The organism is Chryseobacterium viscerum (genome assembly GCF_025949665.1).
In the GTDB taxonomy this organism is placed as follows: domain Bacteria; phylum Bacteroidota; class Bacteroidia; order Flavobacteriales; family Weeksellaceae; genus Chryseobacterium; species Chryseobacterium viscerum_A.
On the sequence record NZ_JAPDFT010000001.1, the window covers coordinates 929,391 to 946,320 of the forward strand.

Genomic DNA, 16,930 nt, shown 5'->3' on the forward strand with positions numbered 1-16,930 from the left:
ATTTTTACCAATTATTTCCTGACATGATCAGCACCTGGCTTTCAGTTCCGTATTTAATCTCGTTAAGGAAGATTTCTTTTCCTTCATCCAATGGGATCATGGAAATACCTCTGCGTTCGTATTCTGATTCAAGAGTAGAGGAAACCATTCCGGCACCTTTCCATGGTCCCCAGTTGATAGAGATTACTTTTCCTTTTAATCTTTTGTTTAAAGCATTCGCGTAATCATCCAGTACACTGTTGGCTGCAGCATAATCTGTCTGACCTTTGTTACCGTATACAGATGCAATACTTGAGAATAATACTACAAACTGGCAGTCTGAACGAAGCTGTTCTGCCAATACACGAAGTGGTTTTACTTTGGTGTCAAATACACGCCCGAAAGAGCTTGTGGTCTTTTGTTTGAATAGTTTATCTTCTAAGAGACCTGCTCCATGGATTACTCCATCCAGACGGTTGTATTTTTCATAAATACTGCTGATCAGATTACTCAAACCTTCTTCGTCACAAAGATCCAATGATTGGTAAATAATAGTATTTCCAAGCGCTTCCATATCACGGATTGTGCGCAGGATCTGATTGTTTTTGAAAATCTTAGTTGTTTCTTTTTCTATTTCTGCAGGGGCAGTGAATTGGCCGGATCTGATAAGGAAACCTCTGATTTCTTCTTTGGTTTTCATAGCTTCAAATTCTTTTAATTCTAATGCTCCCTCTCTTGGATCAGCTGATCTTCCTACCAGAATATAAGTACAAGGATAAGCCTGAGACATATGTTTTGCCAATTCAGCAGTGATTCCCTGTGCGCCTCCCAATACCAATACCACAGATTTTTGATCTAATTGGATATGAGCTTCGTTTAAGCTTGTTGACAATGGAGAAGGGATAATATCTACTTTATGCCTCTGATCATTTTTATAAATAACTTCAGCGGGTTTATCATTGGTAAGGATTTCCTTTAAAGTAATTTCAGCAATCTGATCTACTTCCTGAGGCGTGCCAAGGCTGATCAGTCTGCAGGTTGTATTATCAAATTCTCTTGCCAGACTTTTGAAAAGTCCCGGATACCCCTGATGGTGGCGTAATATGCTTGCATCTGTAATTTCCTGAAGGTGTGCCGGAATATCAGAAATCAGATATACCCATTTTGCCTTATCAAAATCCAGTTTTTTGATCAGATCTACATGATCAATAATGCTTGGTTTATCAGTTGCTGAGAATAAATCCAGCATAATTAATCCGTCAATATTAGAAAAATCTTTTTCTGTATCTACTAATTCTACAATAGCTCCATGCTTTTCCAAAGCTTCTTTAATTGCTGAAGTTTGTTTATTGTCATCTTGTGTAATCGCAAAACGTTTTCCCTGCAATACTTCTGTATTTTGTACTAAAAAATCATCGGTAGGAGTGATATCGAAACGAAGACGTGAAAGTACATTTTGAGTTGGCTCTGCGATATTGGTTTCTTTCACTTCATGGACAGCTTCGTTGGTTTCACCATTCATTTCGCTGATCCAGCTCGCCAGGCCGCGAAGTGTTTTAATAGCAGCCAGTTTTTCCATAACATCATCAGCCTGTTCAAGGTTTTGGCCAAACCCGATCTTGGTTTTAAGATCACCGATGATTTCCATACGTTTGATGGAGTCTATACTTAAATCTGCTTCCAGGTCAAGATCAAGACCTAACATTTCTTTTGGGTATCCTGTTTTTTCACTTACGATATTCAGAATCGCATTTTGAAGGTCTTCAAGAGAGAATGTCGGTTGTGTTTGTGGTTTTGAACTTGTTGGTTCAGCTGAAGAACCGTTTTTTTCAGGCGTAGCAGTTGTTTCGGCTCCTGAGAATTCAGTAAGCCATGAAACCAGTCCGCTTAGGGTTTTTATTCCTGCAAGCTGTTCCATAACAGTATCTTCATTGGTATTTCCGTTACCCAGAGTTCCCAGTTCATTACGAAGTGTTCCAATGATCTCCACTCTTTTAATAGAATCAATACTTAAATCAGCTTCAAGGTCCATTTCCATACCCAGCATTTCCTGAGGATATCCTGTTTTGTCACTTACTACCTGTAGTAATAAGGATTTGATATCTCTCGTAGGAGCTTGCTTCACAGCAGCAACGGCTACCGGTCTTTCCTGTTGAACAGGCTGAACCGGAATAGAAGATATTGGCTGGTGCGCAGCAACTGGTGCTGGTGAATGGTATACAGGAGCAGGGAATGCCTGAGGATTCTGTCCCATAAAGGAAAGCATCACATCACGCTGTGCCTGTATCATTAATTTCATACTGTTTAAATATTCCTGCAACATACGTTCAGCAGTAGACTGAGCCTCAGTTGCAGATGCCTGTGTATTATTAGTAAAATTGTTCATGGGAATAGGGTTTATAAGTGGTAATGCACCATTTGCTGGCAGATTACCGGTAGTTGGGTAGGCAGTTTGCCCGTTAACACGCCAGATGGCAGGGCTTTTCTTGTAAAGCTCGGGTTGGTTAAGATCAATAACCTTCACGCTTCTACCATCAAAAAGTTTATCAATATTGAAGCTTCTGCCGGTTCCTAAATATTGAGCCAGCATGCAAAGAAGATGACTGAATTTATTACGGCTGTTGTCTTCAACATATAAGGTTAACTGATCTTTTTCCAGACAGGATTTGGTTAATCCGGTAAGTACTTTTCCGGGGCCTACTTCTATAAATATTCTGGCACCGTCGTTGTACATCGCCTGAAGCTGTTCTACAAATCTTACAGGCTGTACCAGATGGTCAGTAAGTCTTTCTTTTATTTCTGATGGATTCGCGGGATATACTTTTGCTGTGGTATTAGACCATACAGGGATCTGCATTTCCTGGAAAGGAACGTCTTTTAATACTTCAGCATATAAATTCTTGGATTTTGCCAATAACGGGCTATGGAATGCACATGCAACTTCTAATTTTTTAGCAGAAATACCTTCCTGTTTAAGCACTTCCAGCAATTTGTTGATGGCTTCTGTACTTCCGGCAATGACACATTGGGTAGGAGCATTGAAGTTTACAGGATAACATCCTTCTACTTTTGCAATAATTGACTGTAAACGTTCCGGAGTAGCACTTGCTGCCAGCATTGAACCCGGATCTCCTCCTTCTACTGAGTCTAAAATAGATTGAGCTCTCTTAACACTTAAGTCAACCAGTTTATCTTCTCCAAATACTCCTGCAAAACATAAAGCCGGTATTTCACCATAGCTGTGACCTGCCAGCATATCAGGAATAATTCCCAATGACTCAAGGAATTTAGCCAATGCAAGGTCTACAATTCCTAAAAGCGGTTGTGCTAAACGGGTATCTTTAATGGTTTCTTTTTGTTGTTTTAAATCAGCTTCATTAAAGGTCTTGGATGGGAAAACTACTTTTTCAAGTTCAGGATATTCATCAATGATCTTACGCATAGCCGGGAAAACCACAAATAAGTCACGAGCCATATTGATTCTCTGACTGCCTTGTCCAGGGAATGTGAAAGCTACTTTACCTTCTTTTTTATTTACGGTAAAAGTGTCTTTTGTTTCAATCCCCAGCAATACTAGTTCAAGCTTCATCATCAGGTCTTCAGCGGTGTCTGCAACAATACTGAACTGGATTGGTTTTTCTGAACTGATGCTTAAACTGTAAGCGATATCTTTTAATGGAATACCATCATTAATTTCTAATAAAGCCTTAACCTTGCTTGATTCTCCTTTGGCTTCTTCATAGGTGTTTCCACGGAAAACAAATAATTCTGAAGGCCATGACTGCATTGCGATTGAATTATCCTGCTTAGGATGGTTGGCAATAACCGTATGGAAATTTGTTCCCCCAAATCCGAAAGCACTGATTCCTGCATAACGGTTTTTCTCACCCCATAATCCACTTTCTGCATGGAATGCAAACGGACTGGTTTCTGAATTGTAATAGGCATTAGGCTGTTGAAGGTGTAGGGTAGGTGGTTTTACCCCGTGATAAACGGCAAGCGAAGCTTTGATTAATCCAGCTAATCCTGCTGCACACTTGGTATGCCCGATCTGTGTTTTCACAGAACCTAAATGAGTCTGTCCCGGTAAAGCTCCTGAACGGCTGAATAAATTAGTCAGTGCACTTAATTCTGTTTTGTCACCTACTACGGTTCCTGTACCATGAGCTTCTACAAGACCTACGGAAGCCGGACTTATCCCAGCCTGGGAATAAGCACGTTCTAATGCTCTTACCTGGCCTATTTGTCTTGGAGCAGTCAATCCCAGTGCTTTACCGTCACTGGATCCGCCAACTCCTTTGATTACTGAATAAATACGGTCACCATCACGTACGGCGTCCTCATATCTTTTTAAAACAAGGATAGCAATACCTTCTCCAAGGGCGATACCGTCTGCATCACCATCGAATGTAGCACATCTTCCTTTTCTGGATAGGGCATGTGTGCTGGAGAACATCAGATAATCATTGATTCCGTTATGTAAATCTGCTCCTCCGGCAAGAACCATATCTGACTTTCCTAATACCAATTCCTGGCAAGCAAGATCAATTGCGGCCAAAGAAGAAGCACAAGCTGCATCTACGGTAAAGTTTCTACCGCCAAGATCCAGTCGGTTTGTAATTCTACCTGCGATTACATTCGCCAGAATACCCGGGAAAGAATCTTCAGTAGTATGTGGGAAAGCCTCTTTTACTTCTTCGTGAAGTTCTCCGAAAACCTGCTTATAATATCCTCTGAAACTATAGCTGTTGGCAAGGTCATTACCTCCTTCAGCTCCTATAATGACAGAAATGTTTTCTCTGTTAATGTATTTTTCACCATATCCTGCATCTTCCATCGCACGTTTAGCAACCAATAAGGTTAATAGCTGTGTGGGTTCAATGGCTGCAAGCGATTGTGGCGGAATTCCGAATGCCAGCGGATCAAAATCAATTTTAGGAATAAATCCTCCCCATTTGGAATGAGATACATCCGATTCATTGGAATCAGGTTTGTAATAAAGTTCTTTATTCCATCTTTCATCCGGTACTTCAGTAACACTGTCTTTTCCTAAAATGATATTTCTCCAGTATTCATCGAGATTTTTAGCACCAGGGAATATACATTCCATCCCTACGATAGCGATGTCCAGAGGTTTTTCTGTAGAAATAGGTTCTTCCGGTAACGCCGCATTCTGAATATGCTCGTAATTGTCTACAACACTTTGGTGTAAAGCAGCTAATGAGATCACTCGATTGTGCATCGTGGCTACCTGTCCTATCATGTACATTCCTAAGTCTAGTTGGTCATCTTTAGGAATGCTGACAAGTTTATCACCCTGACGCTCTATACCTTTAGCCGCAATTCGTAAACGGCCTACGTTTAATTTTTCAAGTTGTTCCCACACCTGTTTTTTGTCCACTCCGGCAGCAAGAAGTTTTGCTTTTTCTGTATTGAAATGGTTGGCAAATGCAGTATTTAAACAACGGGTTTCATGTCCCGGGGCTGTTTCTAATAGAACGGTATCTTTTGCCTGCATAGCCTGCGCCTGGAATTCTTCCTGAATGGCTCCGGTTTGTACCGCTTCGTGTGTATAGAGATAAGCAGTTCCCATTAATACACCAATTTTTACTCCTCTTGCAGCTAATGGTGCAGCCATGATAGAAACAAACGCGGTTGAAAATGCGTTGTGAATCCCTCCTGCAAAAAAGACACTGATGTTTTCAGGGTGTTCTTCTTTTAAGATACGTTCAATTTGTTTTTCCCAAAGGACCATACTTGAAAGAGGACCTACATGCCCTCCACATTCGCGTCCTTCAAAAATGAAATTTTTAGCACCTTCTTTAAGGAAAATATCCAGAAGGGCAGGGGAAGGAACGTGTAAGAATGATTTTATTCCGGCTTTTTCAAATACTTTAGCCTGAGCTGGTCTTCCGCCTGCAATCAAAACCACAGGAGGTTTAGCTTCTAATATATACGAGGTCTGTTCTTCTCTTAATTCTTGCGGTGCAAATCCCAGGATCCCTACACCCCATGTTTTTTCTCCAGCCAGTTTTTTGGTATCCATCACCAAAGATTTTGCAGATTCTCCTTTTAATAAGGATAAGGCAACAAAAGGTAAGGCTCCTGCTTCCGCTACTGCATTGGCAAATAAAGGAACATCACTTACACGGGTCATAGGACCTTGAGCGATAGGATAACGCAGCCCCAGCTCCTGAGCCATTGGATTGTCTTTATTGATTACCTTCAGTGCTTTTGCCTGTTTCAGATGTCCATACATAGCCTCTTTGAATCCGAAAATCAGCTTTTTCAGGGTTTTAAAGTCCTCATACAGGTCTGTTGCCAGCGAAATGTCTTGTCCCATAGGAATATAACAGGTACTAAGGTCAAGACCGGTAAAGTACTGTTTCAGATCTTCAGCTGTTACATTTTCAGGTAATACAGGTGAATTGGGTCTTACTAATACACGATGATTAGCAATCACCTTAGTTTCCGTACCATTCAGTTTTGAGCAGGCTTCTTTCAGATCCTTAGGAACTGAACTTTCAGGAAACAGGGCAAGCTGACTGTCCAGTACAACTCCTGTTGCTCCCAATGCTTTTGATGCTGCTGCAGTATGGAGGCCTATTCCTCCCTGTAACCACACCGGAATGTTCTGAATTTCTTTGATCACACGCTGAAATAATACAAACGTGGATTCATAGCCTACTAATCCGCCTGCTTCATTTCCTTTAATAATGATTCCTTCTGCTCCCGATTGTTCAGCCTGTATGGCTTCTTCCAAACTGCTTACCTGATAAACAACAGGTAGATTGAAAGGTTTCAACATTCCGAAGGGAAGGATCGCAAATCTTACTTTTTCAGAAATTTGAAGAGAGGCGAAGTTGTCCTTAGAAAAATAAATACCATACGATGGTACGTCTATCTGGTCAAGTTGATGTAACGCTTCCTGTGCAGCCGTTATTTCATTTCCTAAACTTAAAACGGGAAATGCACCCGCCTGGTGTAGTTTAGGGATAAGGTTAACGTCTGGTTTTTCAAAAGGCGTCAGTCCAATAATGGTTAAGTTTTTCATGGCGTGATAATTATTGAATGATAGCAAGAGATTCATAACAAAATGCAGGGCCTTTCGGTATTAAGGCGATCGCTTTTTGTTATGATATAATAAAATTGGTTTTTGTTAAATCGTTAACGATGTGTGTTTTTTTATGGTAATTATTCAAGAATCTATTGTTTGTTGATAGATTGTATGATATAAGGTTGATGTCCGGCTTTTCAAAAGGCATTAGCCTGATTTTAGTCAAGTTTTTCATAGCATTTACGGTATAGGAATGATTAATGATATCTCATAGCAAAACGCTAATACCATCGGCATAAATCGCGATTTGCTGTTATGAGGAAATAAAAATAATAAAATTATAATATATCTTTAATCATAAATGCAATTTGATAATGATTTTTTAATAGTAAAATATCAATTGTTCAAATGCTATTAAAGTATATTTATTGTTTTCTTATTTTTAGAAATATGGTCGGTACAATCTTATTAATTATAACTATAAATATTTATAGTTAAAAAAATGTTAAGCAAATATAGGAATAAAAAATAAAATATTTCAAAAATGAGAGATTTGTTTTAGGGTATATTACAAAAAGATAATATACTTTGAATAGGGTCGGGAATTGTAAGAATAACCTTTATCAATCTGATAAAACGGATAAACGAATTTACATAAAATTAATCAATATATTGTGATTTAATTTAAATTATTTGTGAACTTTATCTATCTTTTTGATAAATAAATAGATAGGTATTTTAATGAATAATTAAAATATCTTTCCGAAATTCATAAAAAAACAGTAAGTATTTGATATACTTACTGTTTTTAAATAGGTTGATCGTTAAGATTTTTCTGATAAATAAGCCATTTAAAGGCTGTGAGGGCTAGTATAATTTTATTATCCCATGAATGGTCTGTAAATTAACTGCCTGTTAAGATTTAAAATATACTTAATCCATACTGTTTTGCCAGGTCTAAGATCATGTGATATCCTGCCAGTGAATTACCATGCTGATCTAAAGATGGACTGAATACACCGATTCCAATTTTTCCGGGAACACTTACGGTAATTCCGCCTCCTACACCGGATTTACTTGGAAGGCCAACGGTTCTGGAGTATTCACCACTGAATTCATACATTCCGGCAGTCAGCATCTGTGATTCTACCAGTTTGGCCATGTCAGCATTCTTATAAATAGTATCGCCATCAAATCTTACGCATTGGTTGGCAAAGAAGTATCCTATTTTTGCAAGATCTTCAGCAGTAAGCTCAATAGAACATTGCTTAAAATAGTTATCCAGCTGGTCTTCATTTCCTGAAATCAGGCCGCTGTTTTTCATGATATAGAACATGCCACGGTTTCGGTGTCCTGTTGATTTTTCAGATTCATAAACAGATTTGTTGTAATCAATAGTCTGATTTTTGGTAATGTATCTCACCATGTCCAGAATCTTAAGGAAGGGTTTCTCACCATCTCCCGAAATCAGCGAAGTGGTAAGAATAGCTCCAGCATTCATCATAGGATTGAGAGGTTTGCCTGTGGTTTCAAGGTTTGAAAAATGGTTAAAAGGTTTATCAGAACCGAAATATCCCATCTTATCAAAAACATGGGCTTCGCCTTTTTCGTTTACAGCCACCATTAATGATATAATTTTGGAAATACTCTGCATGGTGAATTTTTTACTCACATCACCTGTGTTGAATATTTTCCCGTTTTTATCAACCACCGAAAAAGCAATTGCTTTAGCATCCATTTTTCCCAGTTCAGGAATATAATCTGCTACTTTGCCTTGTGTATAATAAGCTCTGTTTTTTTCCAGAATAGTATTGAGTGTTTTTTCTGAGATTGTTGAAATGTCTGCGACTTTTTGAGCGTAAACTATTGTGTTTAAGGAAAGAAAAGCTGCGGTACAAATTCCTTTTGCAGAAAATAAAAAGCTGTTGTTTTTCATAGAGAAGATCTTCAAATAAAATATTTATGATAAGCCTTGAAAAACAAAGATAAAGTATTTTGATCTTGTCGGCAATGTTCCTTTATTACACCATTGATGTTTGTTTTGTCAGATAGGGTTGGGTAATGTGTGAAGTGGCTGCATAAAAATGGTGCTTACTGTGAGAAATTCTATTTTAAAATCAGATTTGTTTTTATGGTTTTTAATGTTGATTAATTTTAATATAAAACATATTTATTTAGTAAAAAATAAATTAATTTAGGTTTTAGTTATTGATTTTGTCGTTATTTTTTAGAAAAACAAGTATTTTATTTGATTAAATACCTTGTGAATCATGGAAATATCGAAACTGACAGATCTTTTTTACATAATTAATACATGGGTGAAATAAGATATAATCACGTATTTGTCTATATTATTGATATTCAATAGCAAAATAATGTTATTTTTTCACTATTAAATGATTTTTGTATTATTATTTTTATTAATTTGACAAAAAATTAATAACACTTTTTTAATAACTATGAAAAACAACACCTATTTTAGTAGGCAGCATATCTTTAGATGGCTGCTGCTATGTTGGCTTTTGGTACCATGGGTACTACAGGCACAAGCTCGAATTACATGGACTGAACAGGTCGGATGCCAGGAATTCCGTGGCGAAAAAGAAGACCAGATTCCGGATAACGGAGTCGCTGTTTCCTACATCAATTCTTCCCAATGTCTCCGTGTGTGTGAAAAATCAATAGACCCTGTCAAATATCTGGTTCAGGGACCGAACGTTTCTAATGTACAATGGACTATTTCAGGAGGAACTTTAACCCCTTCAGGACCAGGAAATACCGCAGCGTATGTTACCTGGGGAGCTGCAGGCAATGGCTCTTTACAGGCTGTTATTACCTACAATGACGGAACTGTTGAAACCCAGACCATCTGTATTGAAAAAATCAACAGACCGATTGCTAAATTTGAATTATTAAACCTGGATTATACCGTATGTAAAAATACAACGGTGTATTTTGATAACCTTTCCGAGCAAAACGGAGGATCGGATATTATCAATTATTTCTGGGAGTTTGGAGATGGAATTACTTCTACTTCAACTGCTTTTGAACCCTCTCATGTGTATACTAATCCTGGAAACTTTATTGTAAAGCTGAATGTCACTAATAAGTGCGGCTGCCAGAGTATATACAAAAAGGAAATCAAAGTACTGAAATCAGATCCTGTACAGATCAACTGTGCATCTGTAGTATGTGAAGGCAGTGTTGAAAAATACAGCGCACAGGACGGATGTAATAAAGGGCAATGGAAAGTCATTGGAGGATCTATTGTGAATAATTACGGCAGCGAAATCGAAGTGAAGTGGGATCAGGTAGATCCGCTTGATGGTTTCGGTTATGTAATGTATTTATCTGAATGTGCATGCCCTGAGTGGACTACCATCAAAATTCCTGTAGTTTTAGCGAATGCAAAAGTGAAAGGGCAGGCGGTAGTATGTGCAGGTAAACAGTATACCTATTCAATTCCTCAATGGCCTACAACCAGCGTTCAATGGAGCGTAACCGGTCCTGCAGGAGGTCAGCTGAATTATACTCAGCAAAGAAATGAGGCTATTTTCTCTGCAACACAGCCTGGAACTTATCACCTTGTAGCAAACTATCACAATACTTTATTGCCATGCGAAGGCCAGGCTTCTATTGATATCGTAGTAGAAGCTCCGGTAGTAGTAAGTGGTGGTACAGATGAAATCTGTGCAGGAACAAGCCAGGTATTTACAACTAACCCTAACGTACCTGTTATCTGGAAAGTGACTACAGGCGGATCTACTTTTACATCAGGGGTAACGACAGGATCATTTACCTACAATTTTACAGCAGCGGGTACTTATACTATTACTGCTACCAAACAAGGTGGAGGTTGTGAAAGTAACGCAAGAATTATTAAGGTATTACCAATTCCACAGGCACCTACAGGTACTATTTCCGGAGAAACAAAAGTATGTTCCGGAAGACCTTATGTATATACCATCAGCCCTGTTGATGCAGGAATGATCCCGGTTTGGAGTGTTACCAACGGAACAATCCAGGGAAGTAATGCAGGATCTTCCGTAACCGTTATATTTAACGCTGGTGCTTCATCATATACTGTGTCTGCACAGAACAAATCGATCAGCAGCGCAGGCTGTCTTTCGGCTCCAACTTCGTTCAGTGTAGCACCGTTAGATCTTAATTCTATTACAATTAATCCTAATCCAGGACCTTTCTGTCCGAGCAGTACTCAGACTTTCAGTGCCAATCTAAATGGAATTGTTCCGGAATTTATGGAATGGACATTTGGAAGTTCCAATTTCGGAAGTGTGATAGGAGGGCAGGGTACAGCTAATATTACTGTAAACTTCAATGAGATCTCTTCTACAAGCAGCACAACTCTGAATTTAAGAATTGTAAAATGCGGGGTAACGAAAATTATCAGCATACCGGTATCTTTAATACCGCTTCCGGTAGTAAACTTTACCAGTGTGGGCGGAGTTTGTTTAGGTTCAAACCTTTCTTTCACTGTAAATCAGGGTACCATTACTTCGGCTACAAATGTGACTTTCACATTTGCTAACGGAACAACCTATACTACGGCTTTCAATCCGTCCGGAAATTATAGCTTCCCAAATAACGGATATATCTCAAATAATACAGGAGGTAATATTTCTCAGATAGTTACTGTAACGTATACAGGAACTAACGGATGTAGCTATAACCCAACGGCAAGTGCAAACTTTACGATATATCCAGAGACTATTATCACCATTTCTCCGGTATATAATATTACTGTTTGTGACCCGACAACAATGACACCGTATACACTTACGGCTAACAGTTCTACAGGTCTTACGAATATTATTGCATGGCAATGGTATAAAAATAACGGAATTATACCAGGTGCTAATACGAACTCATATACCATATCAGGAGCAGGTGCTTTTGGAACATATAAAGTACAAGCTGTAGACATTAATAACTGTGTGGTTTATTCTCAGGATGTAAATGTTACTCAGTTATGTCCGAGCAGTGGAGGTTGTACAACAGACCCTCAGATCAGTTTTGTTCCACAGTGGTCAGGTTGTAATACAATTTCTGTTACCGGTTTATCTTACATTGGAACTCCTGATGAGATTCAGTGGCTATCAGATACTGTACTTACTTTATCTTCCGGACAGGGAACAGCTACACCGGTATATCAGACGAATCTTCCTGCTGCACATATTGTTTTTGTACGTTTAAGATATGGTGCGTGCTGGTACAGCAAAGGAGTAGAAGTAAGAAAGAACTATGAGCCTAAGTTCAATGTAAGTACAGTTTGTAACGGAGGAGGTTACAATGTAACTCTTTTCAATACATCTACTATATTTGAAATCAATCCGTCAACTATTACTTACACATTTACCAGCCCGGGGCTGCCAACCCAGACAGGGCAGACGGCTACTTATAACAATCTGGCGCCTGGTACCTATACCTTTACAATGACAATGTCTGCACCTGGAAAACCTGCGTGTACCACTACGCAGACTATTACATTGGCTCCGGTTCCTAGTACCAGCTTCCTGGTTCCGGCATGGATATGTGTGCGTGAAGCAATTACATTCTCTCCTATATCATATGTTCCCGGAAATACATATACCTGGGTCTTTGACGGCACGTCTTATGTAACCGGAGGACCGAATGCTACTATAACGTACAATACGAGCGGAACAAAAACAATTCAGCTGAGAATTAAAACACCTAATGGATGTGAATATACTTCCGCTGTCATTAATATTAGTGTGAAAGAGGCTACTCTTGATGGTAATATGGCACCTCCGGCTCTTGTTGCTTGTATAGGAAGTGCTCCTAATATCATATTTACAAGTACACTTGGATCTCCAAGTCATTACATCTGGATGAATGGTTCTCAGCCTGTGGCTGGAGCACCAGACGCTCCGGTTTTCACTCCAGCTCAATCAGGAAGCTACTGGCCGGTGCTGGTATCGGCTGATGGATGTAGAACAAGTATTATGAGTACTAAAGCAATACCTGTAACCCTTAAAAACCCTCCATATGTTAATATATCCGGAAAAGCTAATATCTGTGAAGGATCTTCCGCAATCCTTAGCGGTATTGTAACAGATACAACATTGGAGTATCAATGGAAGAAAAATGGAGGATTGATATCAGGTCCGTGGAGCCCTGGTCCTTATCCGATTGTTCTCGATACAGGATCATTACCTGCAGGTACATATGTTTATACGCTGGAAGTAAGAACTCCGGGTACATCAGGATGTATGAGTTCTAAAAACTTTACAGTTACAGTAAGTCCTCCGCCATCGCCGGTTACGGTAAGCTACAGTTTGGTAAGCTGCCAGCCTTATAAAATAAAGTTAACAGCATCAGGACCATCTGCTGGAGATTACAACTGGAGTAATGGAATGACAGGTCAGTCTATTACAGTAAATGAAGGTGGTGCTTATCAGGTTATTTATACTGCGCCAAGCGGTTGTAAAGTAGCTGGTAATACAGAAGTGCCGTTAAGCATTGAAAGTCTGATGTGGGTATTCCCTACAGGATGCTATGATGAATGTCTTAGAAAGAATTATATTTTAGGACCAAAAGGAATTTTCGATCATCATGAGTGGCAGCTGTTTGGAAACAATATCCAGAGCGGAAACAATGATTTCATCTATCCGTTGTATATCAATGCTCCGGGAACCTATCAGCTTCAGATTGATCATTTAGGATGTCAGTTTACTTCCGGAACTATGAATTATTATCCAGGTAAAGAATGTGGATTTGAAACAGACTGTAAGCTGGAAACAAGTATCAAAGGAATGAAGTGGGTTGGAGATCATTATGCTGTTACTGGTATCCTTCACAATATGGGAAGTCAACCGATAAGTCTTACTGTTTCGAGTCTTAATGGATATGGAAGTTATATTCCGTCTATCATCACTATTCCGGCAGGAGGAGTGTATGATATGAATGCTAATCCATTGGCATTCTATCCAAACTCAGGCTTCCAGGGAACTGATGAGATTTTATTCTCTAATGAAACTTGTAAGTTTACAACCAAAGCAACAGATCCGGACTGGATGGGTATGAGAAGTGCAGGAAGAAGCGTGATTGCTGCTTCAGCCTCTTCTCTGAAAATGATACCAAATCCTGCGAAGGAAAAAGTGAAAATCTCGTATAATACGGGCAGTGAAAAATTACTGGCAAAACAGATTACAGTTTTTGACGCCATGGGCAATGTCAAATTCCGTAAGGAACTAAAAGCGGCTTCCGGTGAGGTGGACGTAGAAGTTACCAGCTGGCTGCAAGGTGTTTACATTGTCATTGTACAAACGGGAGACACATCATTACAAGGAAAACTAATTAAAAATTAGTAGCTTATAAAGCAGTGTTCTCCCCGGAGAGCACTGTTTTTTTATAGTATGTGATAACAAAAAGAATTTTTATGATACAATTAAAAAACAAACTGTGGGGACTGATTCTGATACTGCCGGCATTATCTTTTAGCCAGACTTACCAATGGCAATGGGGAAAGCAGGCCGGAGGAATAACAGGCTCTGCTGATCCGGGGTTTCATTATGTATTTGATGAATCAATAAGGGATATTGTAGTGGATAACAACAACAATACTTACTATCTCGCAACCATGCGTGAGCAGGGACAAAACCTGAATGGCACTTCTGTAAACAATTATGGGCTTAGTGACCTTTTTCTTTTCTCTGCTGATTGTGAAGGGAATATAAGATGGTCCAGACCAATAGGAGGATCGGGAGATGGAGAAAATGCCTGGCATATTAAACTGGATAATAACGGTGGATTATATGTGATGGCTACCATTTATAATAATTCATATATAGGAGATCCAGGTGCTGTTCCCGTGCATTTCGATGATACCCACACATTACCGTTGTATACCCATTATGACCAGACAATAGATCCTGCCCACAAAGCAGCTTTTCTGTTGAAATACAATACTTCTGACGGTACACTTGCATGGAGCAAACCTTTGCAGGGAGATGTTAATTATTCATCCCGTATGTGTGATGTTCAGATGATGTACATGGATTCTTCCAAAAATATCCATGCTGTTATGGGATTCAGAGCAGGTACCCATTTGAATGGTTTAATTACAGTGCCTTCAACGTTCACCTCGGCCTATCAGTATTATGCTGTTAAATTCAACTATGATAACGGTAATATGACACCTGCTGCTCCAGTGCTTCTTCCAATCACCGGAGATGCAATAAGTTCAGTAGGAAGAGAGGGTAAAGTGAATCTGGTATATGATGAAAGCTTAAATCGCTATTATCTTGCAGGAAAGAGAATGGATGCCGGGTTTAGTAACCTGCTCGATCTTTCCTATAATAATGTACCATTTACGAAAGCTGCTTATTTATTGGCTTTTGACGGTACTACCGGAGCAGAAGTATGGAGAAAAGAACTTAATAATGGTTCTACAAGTACAGATGATGAAATTCATTCCATCATCAAAGATCCGGCTACTTCGGATATTTATATTTCAGGACGTTATTTCAATGGGATAACGGTACCTGCAACTTTTGGGAGTTATACTTTCCCTTTAAGAAGTTATGTTGAAGCTGTTCCGTTTGTTATGAAGCTTAATGCTGCTGGTTTGGTACAGTGGGCAAGAACTCCGGAGGGAATGTCCGGTCTTCAGTTTGGGTATCGTTTTACGAAGGGAACCATTGTTATTAATGGAAATGAAGTGGCTTTTGCCAAAGGAAGCTGGTCTGATATCTGGGGAAGTTATACAATGACCCGACCTGATGGAGATAGATCAGATCCTTTATTGGTTAGACTTAACAAAGATACAGGAGCTGTTTTAGGAGCTGGGGAGATCCGCAGCAATTTTAATGTGATAGATGAATTTACGGCAGTAGCTGCAGATAAAGATGGTAATTATATTGTGGGAGGCTTTTTTCATGACCAATTGTTTACAGATTCTAATGATAATGTCAATACAATGGCCGTCAATGTAGCAGGAGGAAAATCCCAGTCATTTTTTACAAAATATGCTAAATCGGCATGCAGTCAGATGTCAGTAGAAGAAACAGCCGCTCAGGCAGGAATACAATTATATCCGAATCCTGTTCAGGATGTACTTATGATCAGAAGTAAGGAGCCTTTGATTTCTTATGAAATCTTTGGGGCTGCTGGGCAGTTGGTAAAACAAGGAACTTTGAATTTGATGCAGGAACAGGTAGTATTATCCCCTCTTCAGACAGGAGTATATTACATTAAACTTAAAACCAAATCTTCTACAGTAACAGAAAAAATATTGAAGAAGTAAAAAACAAAACTGAAAATTAATAACCTTATATATAAAACAGTGTTCTCCAAAAGAAGACACTGTTTTTTTATTGGATACTCTTGGGCTGAAAAAATGAACTTGTTCGTTATTTTACAATTTTTTGCCTGTCAGAATACTTTGCTTTGTATAAAAAATTAAAATGAAAAAATTACTTATTCTAAGCCTGTCATTAATGCTTACTTCCTTGTGTAATGCCCAGACTAAAGATGATGTTATGAAAACGGTAAGAAAGACTATTGAAGCCAGCAATGCAATCTATGCCCACCTGGCTAACAAAAATGACGGATCTATTTTGACCCGATATACAGATGATGCCTGTCTGTTTCCTCCCAATGCGGCACCGGTTTGCGGAAGGGAACAGATACTCAATTTCTTTAAAAACGGGCCTAAGGTTCAGGTTAAGTTTACTATTCAAAACCTATATGGAGACGGCAAAACATCGGTCACTGAAGAAAGTTATTACGAAATGACAGATTTAGAAGGCAAAAAACTGGATGATGGAAAAGTAATTGTGATCTGGAAGAATACAACAAACGGTTGGAGGATGCACCGTGACATGTTCAGCAGCAACTATCCTGCAAAATAGA

Annotated in this window: 5 protein-coding genes; 3 read left to right on the top strand and 2 right to left on the bottom strand. The window is 39.0% G+C overall.

All coding sequences use genetic code 11. From position 1 onward, the window contains the following. Nucleotides 1–4: 4 nt before the first annotated feature. Together OL225_RS04345 and glsA are read right to left on the bottom strand one after the other, a co-directional pair. Entirely contained in the window at nucleotides 5–7,033 is a 7,029-nt protein-coding gene (locus OL225_RS04345) for a type I polyketide synthase (RefSeq protein WP_264517389.1), read from the bottom strand. A 925-nt stretch (nucleotides 7,034–7,958) separates the two neighbouring features. Then, on the bottom strand, nucleotides 7,959–8,972 hold the full coding sequence (gene glsA / locus OL225_RS04350; protein ID WP_264517390.1) for a glutaminase A: 1,014 nt from the start codon (nucleotides 8,970–8,972) through the stop codon (nucleotides 7,959–7,961). Between the two features lie 523 nt (nucleotides 8,973–9,495). On the opposite strand from glsA, the gene OL225_RS04355 reads away from it, so the two are divergent. The 3 genes from OL225_RS04355 (at nucleotide 9,496) to OL225_RS04365 (ending at nucleotide 16,929) form a co-directional block, all read left to right on the top strand. Then, nucleotides 9,496–14,385: a PKD domain-containing protein gene (locus OL225_RS04355; RefSeq protein ID WP_264517391.1), complete on the top strand. Its 4,890-nt coding sequence runs from the start codon at nucleotides 9,496–9,498 to the stop codon at nucleotides 14,383–14,385. A gap of 71 nt (nucleotides 14,386–14,456) precedes the next feature. Beyond that, complete coding sequence (locus tag OL225_RS04360; protein ID WP_264517392.1) at nucleotides 14,457–16,322, top strand: T9SS type A sorting domain-containing protein; 1,866 nt, start codon at nucleotides 14,457–14,459, stop codon at nucleotides 16,320–16,322. Between the two features lie 160 nt (nucleotides 16,323–16,482). Next, nucleotides 16,483–16,929 carry a YybH family protein gene (locus OL225_RS04365; RefSeq protein WP_264517393.1) on the top strand — a complete coding sequence of 149 codons (447 nt, stop codon included), beginning with the start codon at nucleotides 16,483–16,485 and terminating at the stop codon, nucleotides 16,927–16,929. The last annotated feature ends 1 nt before the right edge of the window (nucleotide 16,930 follow it).